Annotated in this window: 11 protein-coding genes; all 11 read right to left on the bottom strand. The window is 61.2% G+C overall.

The window, feature by feature from the left end; genetic code table 11:
* Window positions 1-16: 16 nt before the first annotated feature.
* A complete protein-coding gene (gene pelA, locus U1A53_RS12025; protein WP_322281178.1) occupies window positions 17-1,825 on the bottom strand; it encodes a pectate lyase in 1,809 nt (602 codons plus the stop codon).
* A gap of 142 nt (window positions 1,826-1,967) precedes the next feature.
* On the bottom strand, window positions 1,968-4,010 hold the full coding sequence (locus tag U1A53_RS12030; RefSeq protein WP_322281179.1) for an FAD-dependent oxidoreductase: 2,043 nt from the start codon (window positions 4,008-4,010) through the stop codon (window positions 1,968-1,970).
* Window positions 4,011-4,015: 5 nt separating this feature from the next.
* Window positions 4,016-6,043: an FAD-dependent oxidoreductase gene (locus U1A53_RS12035; RefSeq protein WP_322281180.1), complete on the bottom strand. Its 2,028-nt coding sequence runs from the start codon at window positions 6,041-6,043 to the stop codon at window positions 4,016-4,018.
* A gap of 9 nt (window positions 6,044-6,052) precedes the next feature.
* Window positions 6,053-6,862, bottom strand: a complete 810-nt coding sequence (locus U1A53_RS12040) for a glycerophosphodiester phosphodiesterase family protein (RefSeq protein ID WP_322281182.1) — start codon at window positions 6,860-6,862, stop codon at window positions 6,053-6,055.
* A gap of 30 nt (window positions 6,863-6,892) precedes the next feature.
* Window positions 6,893-8,104 carry a hypothetical protein gene (locus U1A53_RS12045; protein WP_322281183.1) on the bottom strand — a complete coding sequence of 404 codons (1,212 nt, stop codon included), beginning with the start codon at window positions 8,102-8,104 and terminating at the stop codon, window positions 6,893-6,895.
* Between the two features lie 8 nt (window positions 8,105-8,112).
* The gene (locus U1A53_RS12050) at window positions 8,113-9,468 is read right to left on the bottom strand and encodes a sulfatase-like hydrolase/transferase (RefSeq protein WP_322281185.1); all 1,356 of its coding nucleotides are present in this window, start codon (window positions 9,466-9,468) and stop codon (window positions 8,113-8,115) included.
* Window positions 9,469-9,480: 12 nt separating this feature from the next.
* Window positions 9,481-10,155 carry a GDSL-type esterase/lipase family protein gene (locus U1A53_RS12055; protein WP_322281187.1) on the bottom strand — a complete coding sequence of 225 codons (675 nt, stop codon included), beginning with the start codon at window positions 10,153-10,155 and terminating at the stop codon, window positions 9,481-9,483.
* Window positions 10,156-10,203: 48 nt separating this feature from the next.
* On the bottom strand, window positions 10,204-11,382 hold the full coding sequence (locus U1A53_RS12060; RefSeq protein ID WP_322281188.1) for a sialidase family protein: 1,179 nt from the start codon (window positions 11,380-11,382) through the stop codon (window positions 10,204-10,206).
* 75 nt (window positions 11,383-11,457) lie between these two features.
* A complete protein-coding gene (locus tag U1A53_RS12065) occupies window positions 11,458-12,867 on the bottom strand; it encodes a sulfatase-like hydrolase/transferase (RefSeq protein ID WP_322281190.1) in 1,410 nt (469 codons plus the stop codon).
* 80 nt (window positions 12,868-12,947) lie between these two features.
* Window positions 12,948-15,005: a serine hydrolase gene (locus U1A53_RS12070; protein ID WP_322281191.1), complete on the bottom strand. Its 2,058-nt coding sequence runs from the start codon at window positions 15,003-15,005 to the stop codon at window positions 12,948-12,950.
* Between the two features lie 46 nt (window positions 15,006-15,051).
* Window positions 15,052-15,861, bottom strand: coding sequence for a ThuA domain-containing protein (locus U1A53_RS12075; RefSeq protein WP_322281193.1), 810 nt, complete (start codon window positions 15,859-15,861; stop codon window positions 15,052-15,054).
* Between the last annotated feature and the right edge of the window lie 15 nt (window positions 15,862-15,876).

Raw genomic sequence — 15,876 nt, forward strand, 5'->3', positions numbered from 1 at the left:
TGTTTCGTCGGTGGCTCTATTTTGTGAGTGCTGGCTTCAATGCGACTTGGGTCTCGGGCAGGACCCGCAGGAGTTCTTCCGCGACCATCGCGCCGAACTCGATGCTGCCTCGCGCGGTGAGGTGGGTTCCGTCGTGGCGCGGCTTGGCAGAAGGCGCGGGGATGTCGATGTCGGCGGGCGCGGGCTTGGGTGCAGCGACCGTCGCGGGTTCCTTGGCCGGCTTCGGCAGGATCTTCGGCTCGAAAGGCTCCACGCCGGCCGGGCCGAGCTTCTCGATCAGTTCGACGCTGCGCGCATACAGATCGATGAGCGGAACGTGCTGCTCCGCAGCGACTTTTCTCGCGGCCTCGACATAGGGTGCGAGTTCGCCGCGCAGTTTTCCGTCAGACTGAAAAATGCGCCGCGCCAGGGAGGTGACGAGGATCGGCTTCGCGCCCGCTTCCCGCGCTTCCGCGATGAAACGCGCCAAGTTCGCGGAGTAAGTCGTCGCCGGGTCGGTCTCGCGATTCGCACCTTTGCCTGGGCCATCGTTGTGGCCGAATTGGATCAGCACATACGTCGGCTTGCAGGCGAGCGTCTTTTGCCACAGGCCCGTGTCACGAAAGCTTTTCGAGCTTTGACCGCCGCCCGCGAAATTCTCGCACAGCACATCGGCACCGAGCCGCTTTTTGAAACCGAAGCCCCAGCCGCCTTCATCCTTCACCGTGGAATCGCCCGCCAGCGCGATGCGCACCTTCGGCTGCCAGGCGGGCGTGTCCGGACCGGGACCGGTTTTCGCGAACTGCGCTTTCCACGCCGGGAAGTCATTCTCGAGCAGCGCCAGCGGCCAGCGGCCAGTCCACGCGTAGATGCCCCGCGCCCTGCCGATATTTTCCATGCCGAGCCACGGTTTGCTATCGAGGCTGGAGAAGATCGGCTGGTTCGTGGCGAGGTCGTAAAAGCGCGCCCACAGCGGCCCCGCCGTGGGGTCTTTGGTCGCCTTAAAATGATGGGTCTCCCCTGTTTCCTCCGGACGCCGGTCCACTCGCCAGCCTTCGATCCGCGCGGATTCAAACCATGCGACCGCCGACTCGATGGCGCGCACGATTTCCGGCCCTGGCCGCTCGAGACTCATGAGGAATTTCACCACCTCCACCGACTCCGCTCCGCTGAGCGACACCAATTCAAAGCGCCTGCCCGGTCGCGGCCTGAGATCGATCTCATCGTGCTGCGCGCACCACGCCGTGAGCCGGCCATCGATCTTGATCTGGCACTTCACGATGCACTCGATGCCGCGCTGGAAAGAGGACTGCACCGCGCGCCGCTGGTCGGCCTCGAGAAAGTCGAAGCCGGTCCCGTTCGTGATCTCCTGGAGCAGTTCCAGAATCCGCACCATCGCGCCGTCGTTGAAAGTGATGTGCCGATGATACGTCGTGTCCGGCGGATAATTCTGCGGCCAGCCGCCCGTCGGGTATTGTGCGATGAGGATGTAGTCGAGCCCGTTCTCGACCGCGCGGCGGTAGCGCGGCTCCTTGGTCGCACGAAACATCCGCGCCATGAAGCGCACCTCGTCGGTCGTCGCACCGTTGTCGAAGATCGGCTTGAACTCGCCCACGAGATCGACCCGCTGTCCGGCAAACGGCGCGGCTGTCAGGTCCATGTTTTTTGGCCAGCCGCCGTAGTCGGACTGATACGAGAGAATATTTGCCGCGATCGTCTGCGCTTCCGCTGAGCCATACCACGGTTCCGGTTTCTCCAAAAAATCGTGCGTGCCTGCTGCCATGACGGCAGGTGCGAGCGCGAGTTGGAGAAGGAATCGACAGCGGAACAGACGAAGTGAGGTCATGATTGGAAACCAGATTGATGTTTCATTTCTTCTTCGTGACACCTTTGGCCTTCTCGAATTCGTCAACGGAGCGAGCAGCAGGGCTGCGATAAATAGCAGGTTGGTTTTCATATCGAATGAGGCGGAAGATTTGTCCCGCAGTCTATTTTGCGAGACGGACAAAGTTCCGAATGATGGTGCGCACATTGTCGCCGCTGCATTTGCGGTGGGCGATAGCGCGTTCCTGCCAGTAGGCGGCGGATGCGAGGACTTTGTGTGCGGCGAGAACCCGCAGCGCATCGGCGAATGTGCTCACGGGTTCAAAGTGGGCCGCCATCTTCATGAGCAGGGCTTGGACCTGCATGCCATCGCAGTTCCGGCCTTTCTGCGCGTTGGCGAGCCAGTAGTCGCCAGATTCGGTGATCTTCTTCTCCACGAGCGCTTTCACATCGGCCACAAGCTGCTCGTTGGGTGCCATAGCGGTTGTGGATTCAGGCTTGGCTGACGCGGCGGGCTTCGCGGCACGTGCTTTGTGCTCCAGGATTTGTTTCTCGGCGAGCAAGCGCTCACGCAGCAGCGCATATGGCACGTTTTGCAGCGTGACGTCTTGATCAATGGCGATGCTAGCGGCGGCACCGGAAGCGTGGCCGAGCATCATGAAGACGGGCTCCATGCGCACGGAGCCGTAGGCCACGTGCGAAACTGAGAGGCAGCTAATCGCCAGAAGATTGACGCATTCATCCGCTTTGGGTCGGAGTGAGCGGTAACTGATCGGAAATGCACTAAAACCGCCGACGAAAAAGCCGCGCTCACGATGCAGCAGGCCGGTTTCATCGACATAGAGCGTCACGCCGTGGGAATCGAGCGGATACGAGGCCAGCGCGACGCCATCCTCGGCGTGCGGACCTCCTTTGGCATCATGTTCGGTGACGACGTAGTCGCTGATCATGCGGCGTGCCTCGCGGACGTAGATTTGATGCGGAAAATGGCCGGTGTCGGTGAACTCGTCCTTCGCGAGTCCCCAGCGCTGCATTTCGGTGCGAACCTCGATGGGCAAACGCTCATCGTGTCCAAGGAACCAGAGCAGGCCGAGCGTGTAGTCTTTGTGGAGCTGGAAAAGCTGCTCGCGTTTCGCGTGGTCGCCCTCGGGCCACTCGTAGCTGGGGCCATAGACATCGCTGCCGAATTCGCTGCCGTTGTTGGAGTCGGTCTTGCGGTTCGGCACCAGATGGAAACTGATGCCCAGGTTACCACCCTTGCCACGCAGGCCGACGCCCGCGTGCTTGGCCGGCCCGGGCCTCACGTCCTTCATCGTGGCGATGTGGCGGGCGAGCAGTTCGTAGTCGAGCGGGTTGTAACTGGTGGGCTTTTCGATGGTCACGCGGTTTTCCGGCACATCGGTGAGGCAGACGCGGAAGTTGTAGCCCTGCACGCGATGATCGCCGCTGCCCTTGGGCGCTGGTGGTTTGGATGCCACGCGCGGCAGCAGCCCGCTCTTTGGATCACCCACGATCACATACGGACTGATCTTCGGGAATGGCGCGGGCGTGAAGGGGAACGTGCCGTTGAGCGTCTCGCCATACTTCGAGTTCGGCTCACGACCCACGATGTAACTCACACCCGCCTTCGCCATCAAGTCGCCTTCATAGCTCGCATCAATGAAGACTTTTGCTGCAAACTCGCGCCCGCTTTCCATGACGATCTTGACGATTCTTTGGCCGTCCTTGACCACGCCCTTCTGCAAATCAAGCCGCTCACCAAACACGACCTGCACACCGGCCTCGCGCACCATTTCATCGAAGACGGCCTTCGCTGCGCGCGGCTCAAACAGGAACTGCGCCTTGATCTCCTCCATGCGCGGCCCGTCAACGCCCCAGATCTTCGGCAGCCAGGCGAGGTAGTCCTCGCGCTTCTGAAACTTCCAGTTCTCCGGCTTGAGGTAGAACTGATATACGCGCTGATAAAACTCCCGCGACAAGCCGCCGATGGTTTCGGTGGAGCCATTGTCCGTCATGCCAAGCCCGCCACTGCTCATGCCGCCGAGACGTTGGGTTGATTCGATGAGCACCGTCTTCTTACCAAGGCGTGCGGCTTCGACAGCGGCGATGACGCCGCCTGAGGTGCCGCCGTAGATGCAGACATCGGTGGTGGAGAGTTCAGCAGCGATGGCTGAACTCGTGAAAAGGATGAACACGAGGAGCTTCATGACGTTCATTTGGGCAAGAGTTGCACGGCATCTGCGCCGGCAATGCCGTCAGTGTTGTCGTTGCGGATGGTGATGACGGCGGGCTTGTCTTTGTCGAACCGGAAAGTACCGAGGCTGATGAACAGATCGTCTTGGGGCGGCTTCCGCTTTTGATTCACCGCGGCAGCAGCGGTGCCATCGGCATGCTGGATGCTCACGGGCACGTTGCTGGCTCGATTCGGCGCAGCAGCATACGACACGCGCACTTCGTATCTGCCACTGGCTGGCACTCTAAGTGTGTAGGTGATGCTCAGTTTGCCTTTCTCGGCATTCGCATCGTGGACACTCGATCCATCGACGGGATTGCCATAGGTGCTCCCTGTCCAGTGACCGGTCTGCGTGGCTTGAGAGTCATCCATGACGATGCCGGGAAGTTTGGCGGAGCGCGGCATGTTCGCGAGTTCGGGGAGCTCAAGCACGGCCTTCTGTGCGAGCAATTTTTCGCGCAGTGCTTTCACATCAATGCCCTGCACGCTGGACTTGCCATGAATCGCCTGCACGGCAGCAAGACCGCAGGCATGACCGAGGGCCATATAAACGGGTTCCATGCGCAGAGAGCAATACGCGATGTGACTGGCGGAGAGGCACACGGGCACGAGCAGGTTTTCGCATTCGGTTCGCTTCGGCGTGAGGCTGCGGTAGGCGATCTGATACGGCAGCGCAGGCGTGTCCTGGAAGCTGCCTTCATCGCGCACGGTGCCGTCCTCGGCGAGGATGCGCTGCACGATGTGGCAGTCGATGAGGAAGGAGCCCATGCCGACTCCATCTTCCTTGAAGATGTCGGTTTGCAGATCCTTCTGCACCATGACGTGTTCGCCGATCATGCGGCGGCCTTCGCGAATGTAGAGCGCGTAGGGCCAGTGATGGTTGTCAGCGAACTCGTCTTTGCACAGGCCCCAGTTCAGCGCCTGCTCGCGCAGGCTCCGCGGCACGCGTTCATCGTGACCGAGGAACCAAAACATGCCCTGCGTGAAGTCGATGTGGTCCTGCCAGATGCGCGCACGCGTGGCCGCATCACCATCGGGATAGTCGAAGTTCGCACCGGGATAGTCGGTGGAAAACAGACCCTGCGCATTGAGGTCGTACTTGCCGTGCGAAGTCAGGCCGATGTGGAAGAGGCGTCCAAAACGCACGCCGGGGAAAGCCTGGATCAAACGCAGCAGCAGCTCGTAGCGCGATGCCTCGTAATTCGCGGGCTTCGGAAACGGCACGAAGATGTCCGGCCGCTGCGTGACGCAGATGCGGAAGTTGTAAGCCTGCGTGCGATGATCCGCATCACCTGGCTGGAGTTTGGACGCGGGGAACACGCCAAAGATCGGTTTTCCATCGGCACCGAGACCTGAGATGCTCGCGGGTGTGCCGTGGATGTAGGCCGGGCCTTTGCCACCGATGCTCGGGCAGTCGCTCTCCATCACCTCCACGGTGCGCGGACGAATTGGCATCGGATAATAGCCCGCGAGCGGCTCGCCATACTGCGCGCGGCTTTCGCGCCCGACGATGTAGCTCACCTTGGCCGCCGCCATGAGGTCGCCTTCGTAGCTCGCATCGATGAACACCTTTCCGATGTAGGTCGTGCCATCCGCTGTGGTCAGGCTGGTGATGCGCGCGCCTTTTTTCGTGATCGACTTCAAAGACTGCGCTGTGATGACTTTCACGCCCGCTTCCTTCAGCATCTCCTGAAATGTGGCCAGGTTCACACTCGGCTCCGCATACCACATCTCACTGCCAGGCTTCGCAGCCGCCGCACGGGTGAAAAACTCGCGCGGAAAGCCGCCGATGGTCTGCTCTTTCCCCACATCCGTGCGACAAAGCCCGCCCGTGACCATGCCGCCGATCCATTTCGTCGGCTCGATGATCACCACGGAGGCTCCTTCACGCGCGGCGATGATCCCCGCGCTCAATCCAGCGGGCGTGCCGCCGTAAATGACGAGATCAGCCTCGCTGGCGAAGGCGGAGAAAGAACCGAGCAGAATGAACAAAAGACGTGCATGCATAACGAGAATCTATTGGAGCGGCTGAATGCCAAACTCACGCGCCACAGGAATGGCAGCAGGAAGATTATTCACGAGCGGAAAGTTCACTCCGGCGTTCCATTGGCGGCGGAGACCTTCAGGAGACTCGTCATGGTAGTAATTCACGCGCACTCCGGCGGCGTTGAGCAGCTTCACGGCCTCGACAGGCATCTCGCCTTTGCCGAGGAGCTGGATGAACTGCGCCTTCATCGCGATGGTTTCCTGCGCATAGGCCATGGAGTCGCCCTGGCGCTCCATGTTGCAGATGAGGATGTCGGGCACGACCGCACGAGCGTCTTTGGCGGCAGATGCGGTGGCGGCGAGGAATGCCTGATGCTTGCGGCCTGCTTTGTCGATGACTTTGGCCGTCGCTGCGCCGACGTCGGCTCCGCCTTTGAGGTGACAGTTGAGCCAGACGTTCTTCGGAAACACGGCCAGCGCCTCTTCAAACGTGGGAATGCGTGTGCCAGCAAACTTTTTCCCCATCTTGCTGCCAGCATCGAGCGCCTTGAGTTCGGCGAGCGTGTGATCGGAAACCTTGCCTTTGCCATTCGTGGTGCGATCAATCGTGGCATCATGCATGAGGACGAGCGCGCCGTCTTTGGTGAGTTGAATGTCGAATTCAATCATGTGTGCGCCGAGTCGAATGGCTTCTTCCAGGGCGGGAATTGTGTTCTCCGGGTGCGTGCTCATCGCGCCACGATGCGCGCAAAGTCCGCGTGAGGGCATCTTGATGTCCTCGGCGTGGCCCTGCGCCAAACACACGAAAACAAGTGCGGTGAGCAGCAGTCGATCAATCATGGTGTTTTTGCATCAATCTCGCACGTTCAGTCAGCGTTGGTTTGAGCCGGAAGAAGCCCCGGCCTCGGATTCGTGATGGATGATCTTGCCACCACCCGTGCGTGCTTCTTCGACAAGCCGACGGTCCGTGTCATCGCGGTCCCATGGGCGAGCACCCGCATTTGAGAGCACCCATGCGGCGGTGTCGCTGGCAGGCTTTGCCTTCAATCGTGACGGCCAGAGCGGCGGCTCCTTCACGAGATGCAGCTCGCTGTCTGTGTCGCTGACTTTCACGGGCAGCGCCGCGCCGCTGACATCGGAATACAGGTTGTCGTGCAGATGAAGATCACACGGGCCTTTGGCATCGATGAACGGCGTCGAGCTGGGCGAGCTCGGACCTCGACGCGCCACATTGCCGATGACGACCATCTGGCCCCGCTGCCACTCCTTGCCTTTCCATTCTCCGGCATTGAGCGCGAACTGCATCACACGACGCCCTGGATTCTGGATGAGGTTGTTCACCACCACGCCACGCGCGCCGCCTTTGAAGAGCGGATTGCGGTCATCGTTGCTGATGTAAAGATTGCCGAGGATGGCGATGTCGGACGTGTTGTCATGGATGAGCGATCCCTTCGAGTGCGGGCCTTTGGCGTGGGTAGAGTCATGCAGCCCCTCGCCGATGATGCACTGGCTGAAGGTGATGCGGCGGGAGGTGTTCTTCCTCCATTCATCCGGCGTCTTGCCCTCAAAGCGCGGCCCCGAGGCGCTGAGGTTTTCATCGGTGCCCCAGGTGATCGAGCAATGATCCACGATGACATCATGCGCGGCATTCGTCGCCAGACTGTCCACCTCCCAGCCGCTCTTTTTTGCCCGCTTGCCCGCTCCAGGACGGATGCGGAGATGTCGGATGATCACATCATTCGCACTCACACCCAAGCCACCATTGATGAGCGTGATACCAGGGCTGGGCGCTGTCTCGCCCGAGATCGTGACCTGCGAGTTCGAGATCTTCAAAGAACGCCCGCCGAGGTCGATGACACCCGCCACATCGAACTCGATGACACGCGGTCCCTTCGCCATGATCGCCTCCGCGAATGAACCTGCGCCGCTGGCTGCGAGTGTAGTGACGCGCACAACCTTCCCACCCTCGCCACCGCGTGTCTCCGTCCAGCCGGGCGGTGTTTCCCACGGCGTGGTCGCGTCAGGCGCGGCAGATGCGATGATCGCGAGCGATGAGATGAAGAGAAAGGTGATCGGTTTCATAGGAGTCATTACTTGTAGTCCGCGCGACTGAGGCTCTTCTCCACGGACTCTTTCCACGCTTCCAGCGCGGACGTCATCTTCACCACGCGCTCGGGGTCTTGTGCGGTGAGGTCGGTGGTTTCCTTCGGGTCTTTGGAGATGTCATAGAGCAGCATGGCAGGCAGTGCTTCGCCACCCTTCTTGCCTTTCTTGTCACGACCCGCCACGGGGTTCGTGTGCAGCTTGTAAGGCCAGTCGATCAGCGTGGCGTGGCCGGGTTGTTTGCCCGCATGATTCCAAAACGGGATTGCTTTGCTGCGCACTTCCGTCTTGTGATCGAACAGCGGTATCAGACTCACGCCATCGAGCGGCTGGACTTGGTTTTGCGCCACCGCACCGGTGGCTTCGAGCACGGTCGGGTAAATATCGAGCGTAGAGCATGGCACCTCGCTAATGAAGGGCTTCGTGATGCGCGCGGGCCATTCGACGAGGCCTGGCACGCGCACGCCGCCCTCCCACATCGTGCCTTTCGATCCGCGCAGGTTGCCGGTGGACTTGGGGCCGTTGGCACCGCCGTTGTCGCTGTTGTACCAAAGCATCGTGTTGTCGGCCACCTTCAGTTCACGCAAGGCTGCACGCAGACGACCCACGCTGCGATCCACGGCGGTGATCTCGCCGTAGTAGTTCTGATCTGCCTCCGACAAAGTGCTGTACAGCGCCTTGTCCGCTGGCAGTGCCTCATGCGGCACATGCGGTGAGCCAAACCACACCACGGTAAGGAAGGGCTTGCCCGCTGTGGCCTGCTTCTTGATGAACTTCAGCGCCTCATCCGTGGTGATGTCCGAGCTGTCGCCCTGAAACTTCTCCGCCACGCCTTGGCGGCCGAGCACGGGATCAAGGTCGAAGAAATTGTCCGCCGAAACCCATTCATCAAAACCCATCTTGCCCGGCGAAAGCGGATCATCCGCCATGATCGCGCGGCCCGGCATTGTGGTCGTGTTCTTGTCGCCATTCTTGCCATTGAGATGCCATTTGCCGAAGTGCCCCGTCGCATAGCCTGCGGACTGCAAGACCTTCGCCACCGTCAGTTCTTGTGCACGGATAGGCGAGCCAGGACTGAAGGTGCCCATGCGGTTTGGATGCCGCCCCGTCATCACACTGGCGCGTGTGGGAGAGCAGTTGAAATGCGCGGTATAGAAGCGGTTCATGCGCAGACCGCTCGCGGCCAGCGCATCAAGATTCGGTGTCTTGAGTTCGGGGTGGCCATTGTAGCCCGTGTCACCCCAGCCCTGATCATCGGCCATGATGAGCACGACATTGGGCTGCGCCGAAAACGACGCATGGAGAAGAGCGAGTGACGAGAGAAGGATGAGGCAGGTTTTCATGAGAGTGTGTGGCTACTGGAGATGGGGGCGGATCAGCTTCGTGCGCAGGGCGAAACCTGCTGCGCTCGGGTGGAGCTGATCTTCGATGTAGAGCTCTGGCTTCGGCAGCCCGTCCGCGCCGATGGAGTCCGGCCAGAGATCGACGTACACGAGGTTCTTCCCGGCCTTGATGTAGTCGAGTGTGAGTTGGTTCGCCTGCTTCTGCTTCTCACGCTGCTGCCAGCGCTTCGGACTTGGGCCGATGTTCAGCAGCACGATCTTCACCTCCGGCAAAGCTGCGCGGGTCTTCTCGGCATAGGTTTTGAAGTCGGCGAGCACCTGCTCGGGCGACTTGCCGCCGTTGAGGTCATTGCCCCCGGCCTGGATGACAATGATCCGGGGCCGGTAGCGCAGCGTGACTCGGTCGAGGAAGTGGATGGAGTCCGAGAGTTGGGAGCCACCAAAGCCACGATTGATCACCGGCAGTCCCGCGAAGTCCTGCACGAGCGTTTTCCACATGCGGATGCCAGAAGCCCCGGTGAAAAGGATGCCGCCGATTGCAGGCGGGCTGGCTTTGTCCGCCTGCTCATAGGCGGCGATGTCTTTCTCAAAGCGGTTGGTCGCGGGTGTCTCAGCGTGAGCAGGAACGAGGAAGAGCAACGCCAGAGCGGCGGCATGGAAGAAGCTTGGGTAGGGTGTGGTCGTCATCGCCGTCTCGAAACGGAGATTCGGTGAGGATATTGCGGTCATCCACTTTCACCGCCCATGCGTGAGCCACTCTAGATTGAAGCGTGCGAAGTGCAGCTCGTCCCAGTAGTGCGTGCTGCCCTTGTCCGCACGTTCGTAGATGTAGCCGATCGTTTTGTCATCGAGCACCACGATGTCAGAATACGACCCCGGATGAGGCCAGATAGTTTTTCCTGCGGTCCAGGTTTCGCCGTCATCGGGGCTGATGCGGACGGTGAGGTTGTAGCGGCCATACGGATGCTCCTTCTGGCGAAACGGTGAAGCGGGGCTCGAGAACAGCAGCGTCTTCGCATCGAAGCGCTCCACGCAGCCATGGCAGCGCGGGGTGATGAGTTCTTCGAGGCGATGGAGATCACCCCACGTCACGCCACCGTCTTTGCTGATGGCGGTGAGGTGGCGGAGGTTGTCGGGCGAGTCCTCGCTGCTTTCGTTGCGCGAGATCACGCGCACGCTGCCGTCGTTCAACTCGACGAACTGGCACTCACTCGTGTTGATGCCGATGGTGCCGCCGAGCTTCCATGACGCGCCGTGGTCATCGCTGTAAAAGCAGTGCGCGAAGCTGCGCAGGCGGCCTTTGCCGATGTCTTCGCGATGTCTTGCAGGAACAAGCAGACGACCGGACTTGAGCTGCACCATCGCATTGCCGGGACCGCAGCCGTAGCGCTGCACCCAGCCTTTTTCCCACTGCACCGCGTGGCTCTTCGGATTGCCCTTGGTCTCCTCGCCCTTGCCTTTAAGCGTCTGCCACTCGGGCTTGATGACCTGCTCGTGGATCACCACCGGCCCGGTCCATGTCAGGCCGTTGTCCGTGCTGGTGAGATGCGCGAACTGCTTTTTGTCGCGCAGGAAAAACAGCCACAGCTTCTTTGTCTCGCGGTCCAAACCGACGGTGAGATCCGTACACACGCGGTTTCCATCATCAAGGATGAGGATCTCATCGCTCCACGTCTTGCCTTTGTCCGCGCTGCGCTTCATCACGATGTCGTGATTGCCGATGTCGCCGATGCCATCGTTGCGGCGCTCGCAGATGACGAGGATGTCGCCGTTCGGAGCCTGGATGATCGAGGGGATGCGGTAGTTCGGCTTGTTCTTCGGCGTGAGGGCAAACAGACGCTGCGTCTCGAACAACGGCTCGGCGGCGTTGAGGCATGTGCAAAGGACGCACAGCAGCACGGTGGCAAATTTCATGGAGTGCATAAACGTGATGCGACGATGCCTCTCACTGGTCAAACACGCTGACCATGTCTGCGCTCCCTTCTCCTGCTACTTCGCCGCCTTCTTTTTCTTGCGTGGTGCTTCAGGCGCGGGTGCGAGTGGCGTGTCGTAATCGCCTCCGGCGAGGCTCTTCTGCACCGACGTTTTCCATTCAGCGAGTGCAGCGGTCATCTGCTTCACACGCTCAGGCTCTTGAGCGGCGAGGTCCGTGGTTTCATTCGGGTCTTTGGAAACATCGAAGAGCAGCAGGGGTGTTCTTTCGCCACCTTTGCGGCCCTTCTTGTCTTTGCTGTTGATGGCGTTGGTGTGCAGCTTGTAGGGCCAGTCGAGCAGTGTCGCATGGGCGTTGTCGCGTCGCGCATCAGCCCAGAACGGGATGGCTTTCTCGCGCTGCGTCATCGGCTGGTCGAAAAGCGGCAGCAGGCTGTGGCCATCGAGCGGCTGGATTTGTTTCTCCGCTTTCGCGCCGGTCGCGGCCAGCACCGTGGGATAAATGTCGAGCGTGGAGCAAGGCACGGTGCTGACGGCGGGCTTCGCGATGCGCGCAGGCCATTCGACGAGGCCTGGCACGCGCACGCCGCCTTCCCACAGCGTGCCTTTGGAGCCGCGCAGATTGCCCGTGCTCTTCGGGCCGGCCGCGCCGCCGTTGTCGCTGCAATACCAGAGCAGCGTGTCGTCAGCCACCTTCAGCTCGCGCAAAGCCGCGCGCAACCGGCCCACGCTGCGGTCCATCGCCGTGAGCTCGCCGTAGTAGTTCTGCGATGCCTCGGGCAGCGTGCTGTAGGCCGCCTTGTCCGCCGGCAGCGCCTCGTGCGGCGTATGCGGATTGCCGAACCACACCACCGCCAGGAACGGCTTGCTCGCCCCGGCCTGCTTGCGGATGAACTTCAGTGCCTCATCCGTGACGATGTCCGAGCCGTCGCCCTGAAACTTCTCCGGCACGCCCTCGCGGCCCAGCACGGGATCGAGATCGAAAAAATTGTCCGCCGAGAGCCACGTGTCGAAACCCATCTTGCCCGGCGAAAGCGGATCATCGGCAAGGATCGCGCGACCGGGTGCGGTCTTTGTGTCCCGGTCACCGTTTTTGCCATTGAGATGCCATTTGCCGAAATGCCCCGTCGCATAACCTGCAGACTGCAAGACCTTCGCCACCGTCACCTCCTGCGCACGGATCGGTGAGCCGGGGCTAAAGGTGCCCATGCGATGCGGATGCCGCCCCGTCATCACGCTCGCACGCGTGGGCGAGCAATTGAAGTGCGCGGTGTAAAAGCGGTCCATGCGCAGACCGCTCGCCGCGAGCGAGTCGAGGTTCGGCGTCTTGAGTTCAGGGTGGCCGTTGTAACCCGTGTCGCCCCAGCCTTGATCATCCGCCATGATGAGCACGACATTCGGCGGAGCCGAAAAAGACGAGTGCAGGAAGCAGAAGGCGGAAAGGAGGAATAAAATGAGAGGTTTCATGGCGGATGCAGCGTGACTTCGCGCCCATGAACGTCAGCGCGGGCGAATTCTTCGCGAACAGTTTTCCCAAGCACTGATCATCACGGCTTGTGCATGCGAATCGTGCCACGACGCACCGAGAAGCAGTCGTCGCCGGAAAAGACGAGATGAACCGTCAAGCCATCGGCGCTGATCCATTTGACGGGCAGGTGCATCGTCTCGCCGGGGCCGACGTCCCATTCATCGGTGTGAAACGCGAGGGTCCATGGTCCCCACGGCTCGGGAGCATCGTAAATGGCGAAGCCGCCACGATAGCGCGTGTCCTCTCCCAGGCCGGTCTGGCACCAGAGGTAGCGTTTGAGCGCGGGATGATAGGAGATGCTGGAGCGATAACAGGCGCCGGGGTTGGCGAACACCGCACCGCGTTGCGTGATGTCAGCAGACCACAGCGCCGCGCCGTCCTGGCCGGTGCGAACGAAGAACTCATACTCGGAGCGGTCGCGCAGCTTGTCCTTCGGCACACGCGCCAGCACGAAACGGTCTGCACGCTCGTAGGCGCTGTCGGAGTCGTGGGAATGGATGTAAACAAAACCGTCGCGCGCATCGGCGTAGTTCTTGCCGAAGTTCACAAAGCCGGGGCAACCGAAGCTCTCGGTGAACTTCCAATCCGCCCAAGTCCACGTTGCGCCGTGTTCGGCGGACCAGCCGAGCTGCGAGTTGGCGGCATTGCGCACGAGCATGTAGAGCACGCCCTCCACACAGAGGATGCCGCTGGCCTTGCGGCCATGTTTGCCATCTCCGAGCGCCTCGGCTGTGGCGGAGCGCAGATTGGTCCCGACGATGTCCGGCGGTGAGCCAGTGATCTTCACCAGGCCGAGGCTGAGCTTTTTCTCCACGAAGGGAGCGAAGCCCTTGCCATCGCCATAGGCAGAGTAGAACGCGTCATCATCGGCCCAGGCGAGCGGCCAGTTGTCGCTGCCTTTGGCCTGACGAATGATAGTATCCGCAGGTGCCCACTCGATGCCGGCGATGATCGGGCTGGACGGAAAAGTGACAGCAGCGGATTTGGTTTCAGTCTTGGCACTGCCCGCTTTCGCGGCATTCACGATGGGAAACAGGAAGGGCTGCAGCACCTCGTAATGATCCGCGCCTGCCGTGCGCTTCCAAGATTTCCCGGCACGGGCGATGACGATGTCGAGCGTGGGCATCACGATGATGAGGCTGTCGTAGAGGCCCCAAGTCCAATAGGTGTCGAGCGGCACGCCTTCGAGGGTCTCGTCGGCGTTGTTCCACCACAGCAGGCCGTAGTGGCTCGATGCGTGGCCATAGTGCTCGGGATTGCGCACGTTCAGGCCGGGGACGCCGGGCTGTGTGGTGCGCACCTTGTCGATGTAATCGCGTGGGAGGATCTGTTTGCCATTCCAATCACCGCCACGCAACCAGAGCAGGCCGAAGCGCGCCATCGCATCCGCATTGGCGCTGATGCCGGAGCCGAACTCGCGGCGCTTGATGCCATCGATCAAATCGGGGCGATAGGCGTGCTTCCGCCAGACCAGATCCGTGCGCTGAATGCCCAGCGGCGTGAAGAGGCGCTCAAACATGAGATCATCGACATCGCGGCGGTACGCGAGCGTGACGCATTCGGCGAGCCAGTTGGGCCCGGCATCGCTGTAACTCCATTCCGCGCCCGGCTTGAAGAGCAGCGGCACATAATCGCCTTTCTTGTCGAACCCCGCCGTCTGTGACGCGAGATGCCAGAGGGTGATCTCATCGAGCCAGCCGGTCTGCGCATTCGCCTCCGGCGGCACACCGAAGGCGGGGTGATGCTGCTTCGCCTTCTCCGTGAGCTTCATCTTGCCATCCGTGATGGCGAGCCCGAGCGCCGCGGCACCGAAGGACTTCGAGGTGGATTTCAAATCGTAGCGCTGTTTGAAATCGCCCCACGACATGACCAGCCTGCCATGATGAATGATGCAGCCCGAGCCGCCGCCGGTGAGGGCGTAGTCGCGGGCGGCAGCGAGCTTTGTTTCATCCAGCCCTGCCTCCGCCGGCGTGGCCCATGTCCAATCGGCACCGGGAACATCCGCTCCCGGCAGGAGGTGGGGCAGCAGCAGTAAGAGCAACAAAATCCGTGAGCGCATGACCCAAGGAACGCGCATGAGGCGTTCATCTCGCAAGGCAGGCGAGGCTCCCTGCCCAAGGAGATCACTTCGCCGCTTTCGCCGCGCCTGCGGCCCAGCGGATGCCTGCGAGGATATGGCTGCGGACGAAGGGTGTGCTCAGCGATCGCAGGTCATGGCCGAACTCGGTGTAGAAGAAGCGCCCGCCTGCCGCAGGCTCGTGGGTCCAGGCAATCGGGTGGTCTGCACCCATGGGCTTGCCACCGCGTGTTTTGAAAAAATCGCGCACAGGAGTGAAGGTCGTTTCATCCACCCGCAACAGGACGGAGAAGCCTAGCAGGCTCGTGACGCTGCGGTCGTGGTTGGTCCAGTCGGCTTCGATCCAGAACTCCGAGGGCTGGCCTTTGACGGCGGGATGATCTTTCGCCGCAGGGTCCACCGTCACCTTCGCCTTGCTGTAGTCCGAGTCGCTGTTGAAGTCACATCCGCCGAGTTGGTTCAGCCAGGGCCAGCCGGTTTGACGGACCAGTGCGGCGTGCAGGCCGACGACACCTTTCCTGCCACTCGCAAACCAAGCCTCGACAGACTTGCGCTGCGCCTCGGGTATGACTTTGTCGAGCTCGTTGGCGTTGTTGAGCAGGAGCACATCGTATTTCGCCAGGACCTTCGGCATCAGGTCTTGCGGATGCTCGGTGATGTCCACCTCGATGCCGTTTTCATGTCCGAGCAGCACCAGCCAGCGGTTGATGCCCGGAATCTCGGGATGCCGGTAAAAGGCGGTGTCGGAATAGACGAGCACCTTTGTGCCGCTGCCGGGCGTGGAAGGTGTGGCCGTGTCATGCGCGTGGGCATGACCAAGCAGAGTGGTAAGAACAAGAGCGAGAAGCTTTTTCATCGGGAGGGCGTGGTT

This window comes from Prosthecobacter sp. (assembly GCF_034366625.1).
Classification (GTDB): Bacteria; Verrucomicrobiota; Verrucomicrobiia; order Verrucomicrobiales; family Verrucomicrobiaceae; genus Prosthecobacter.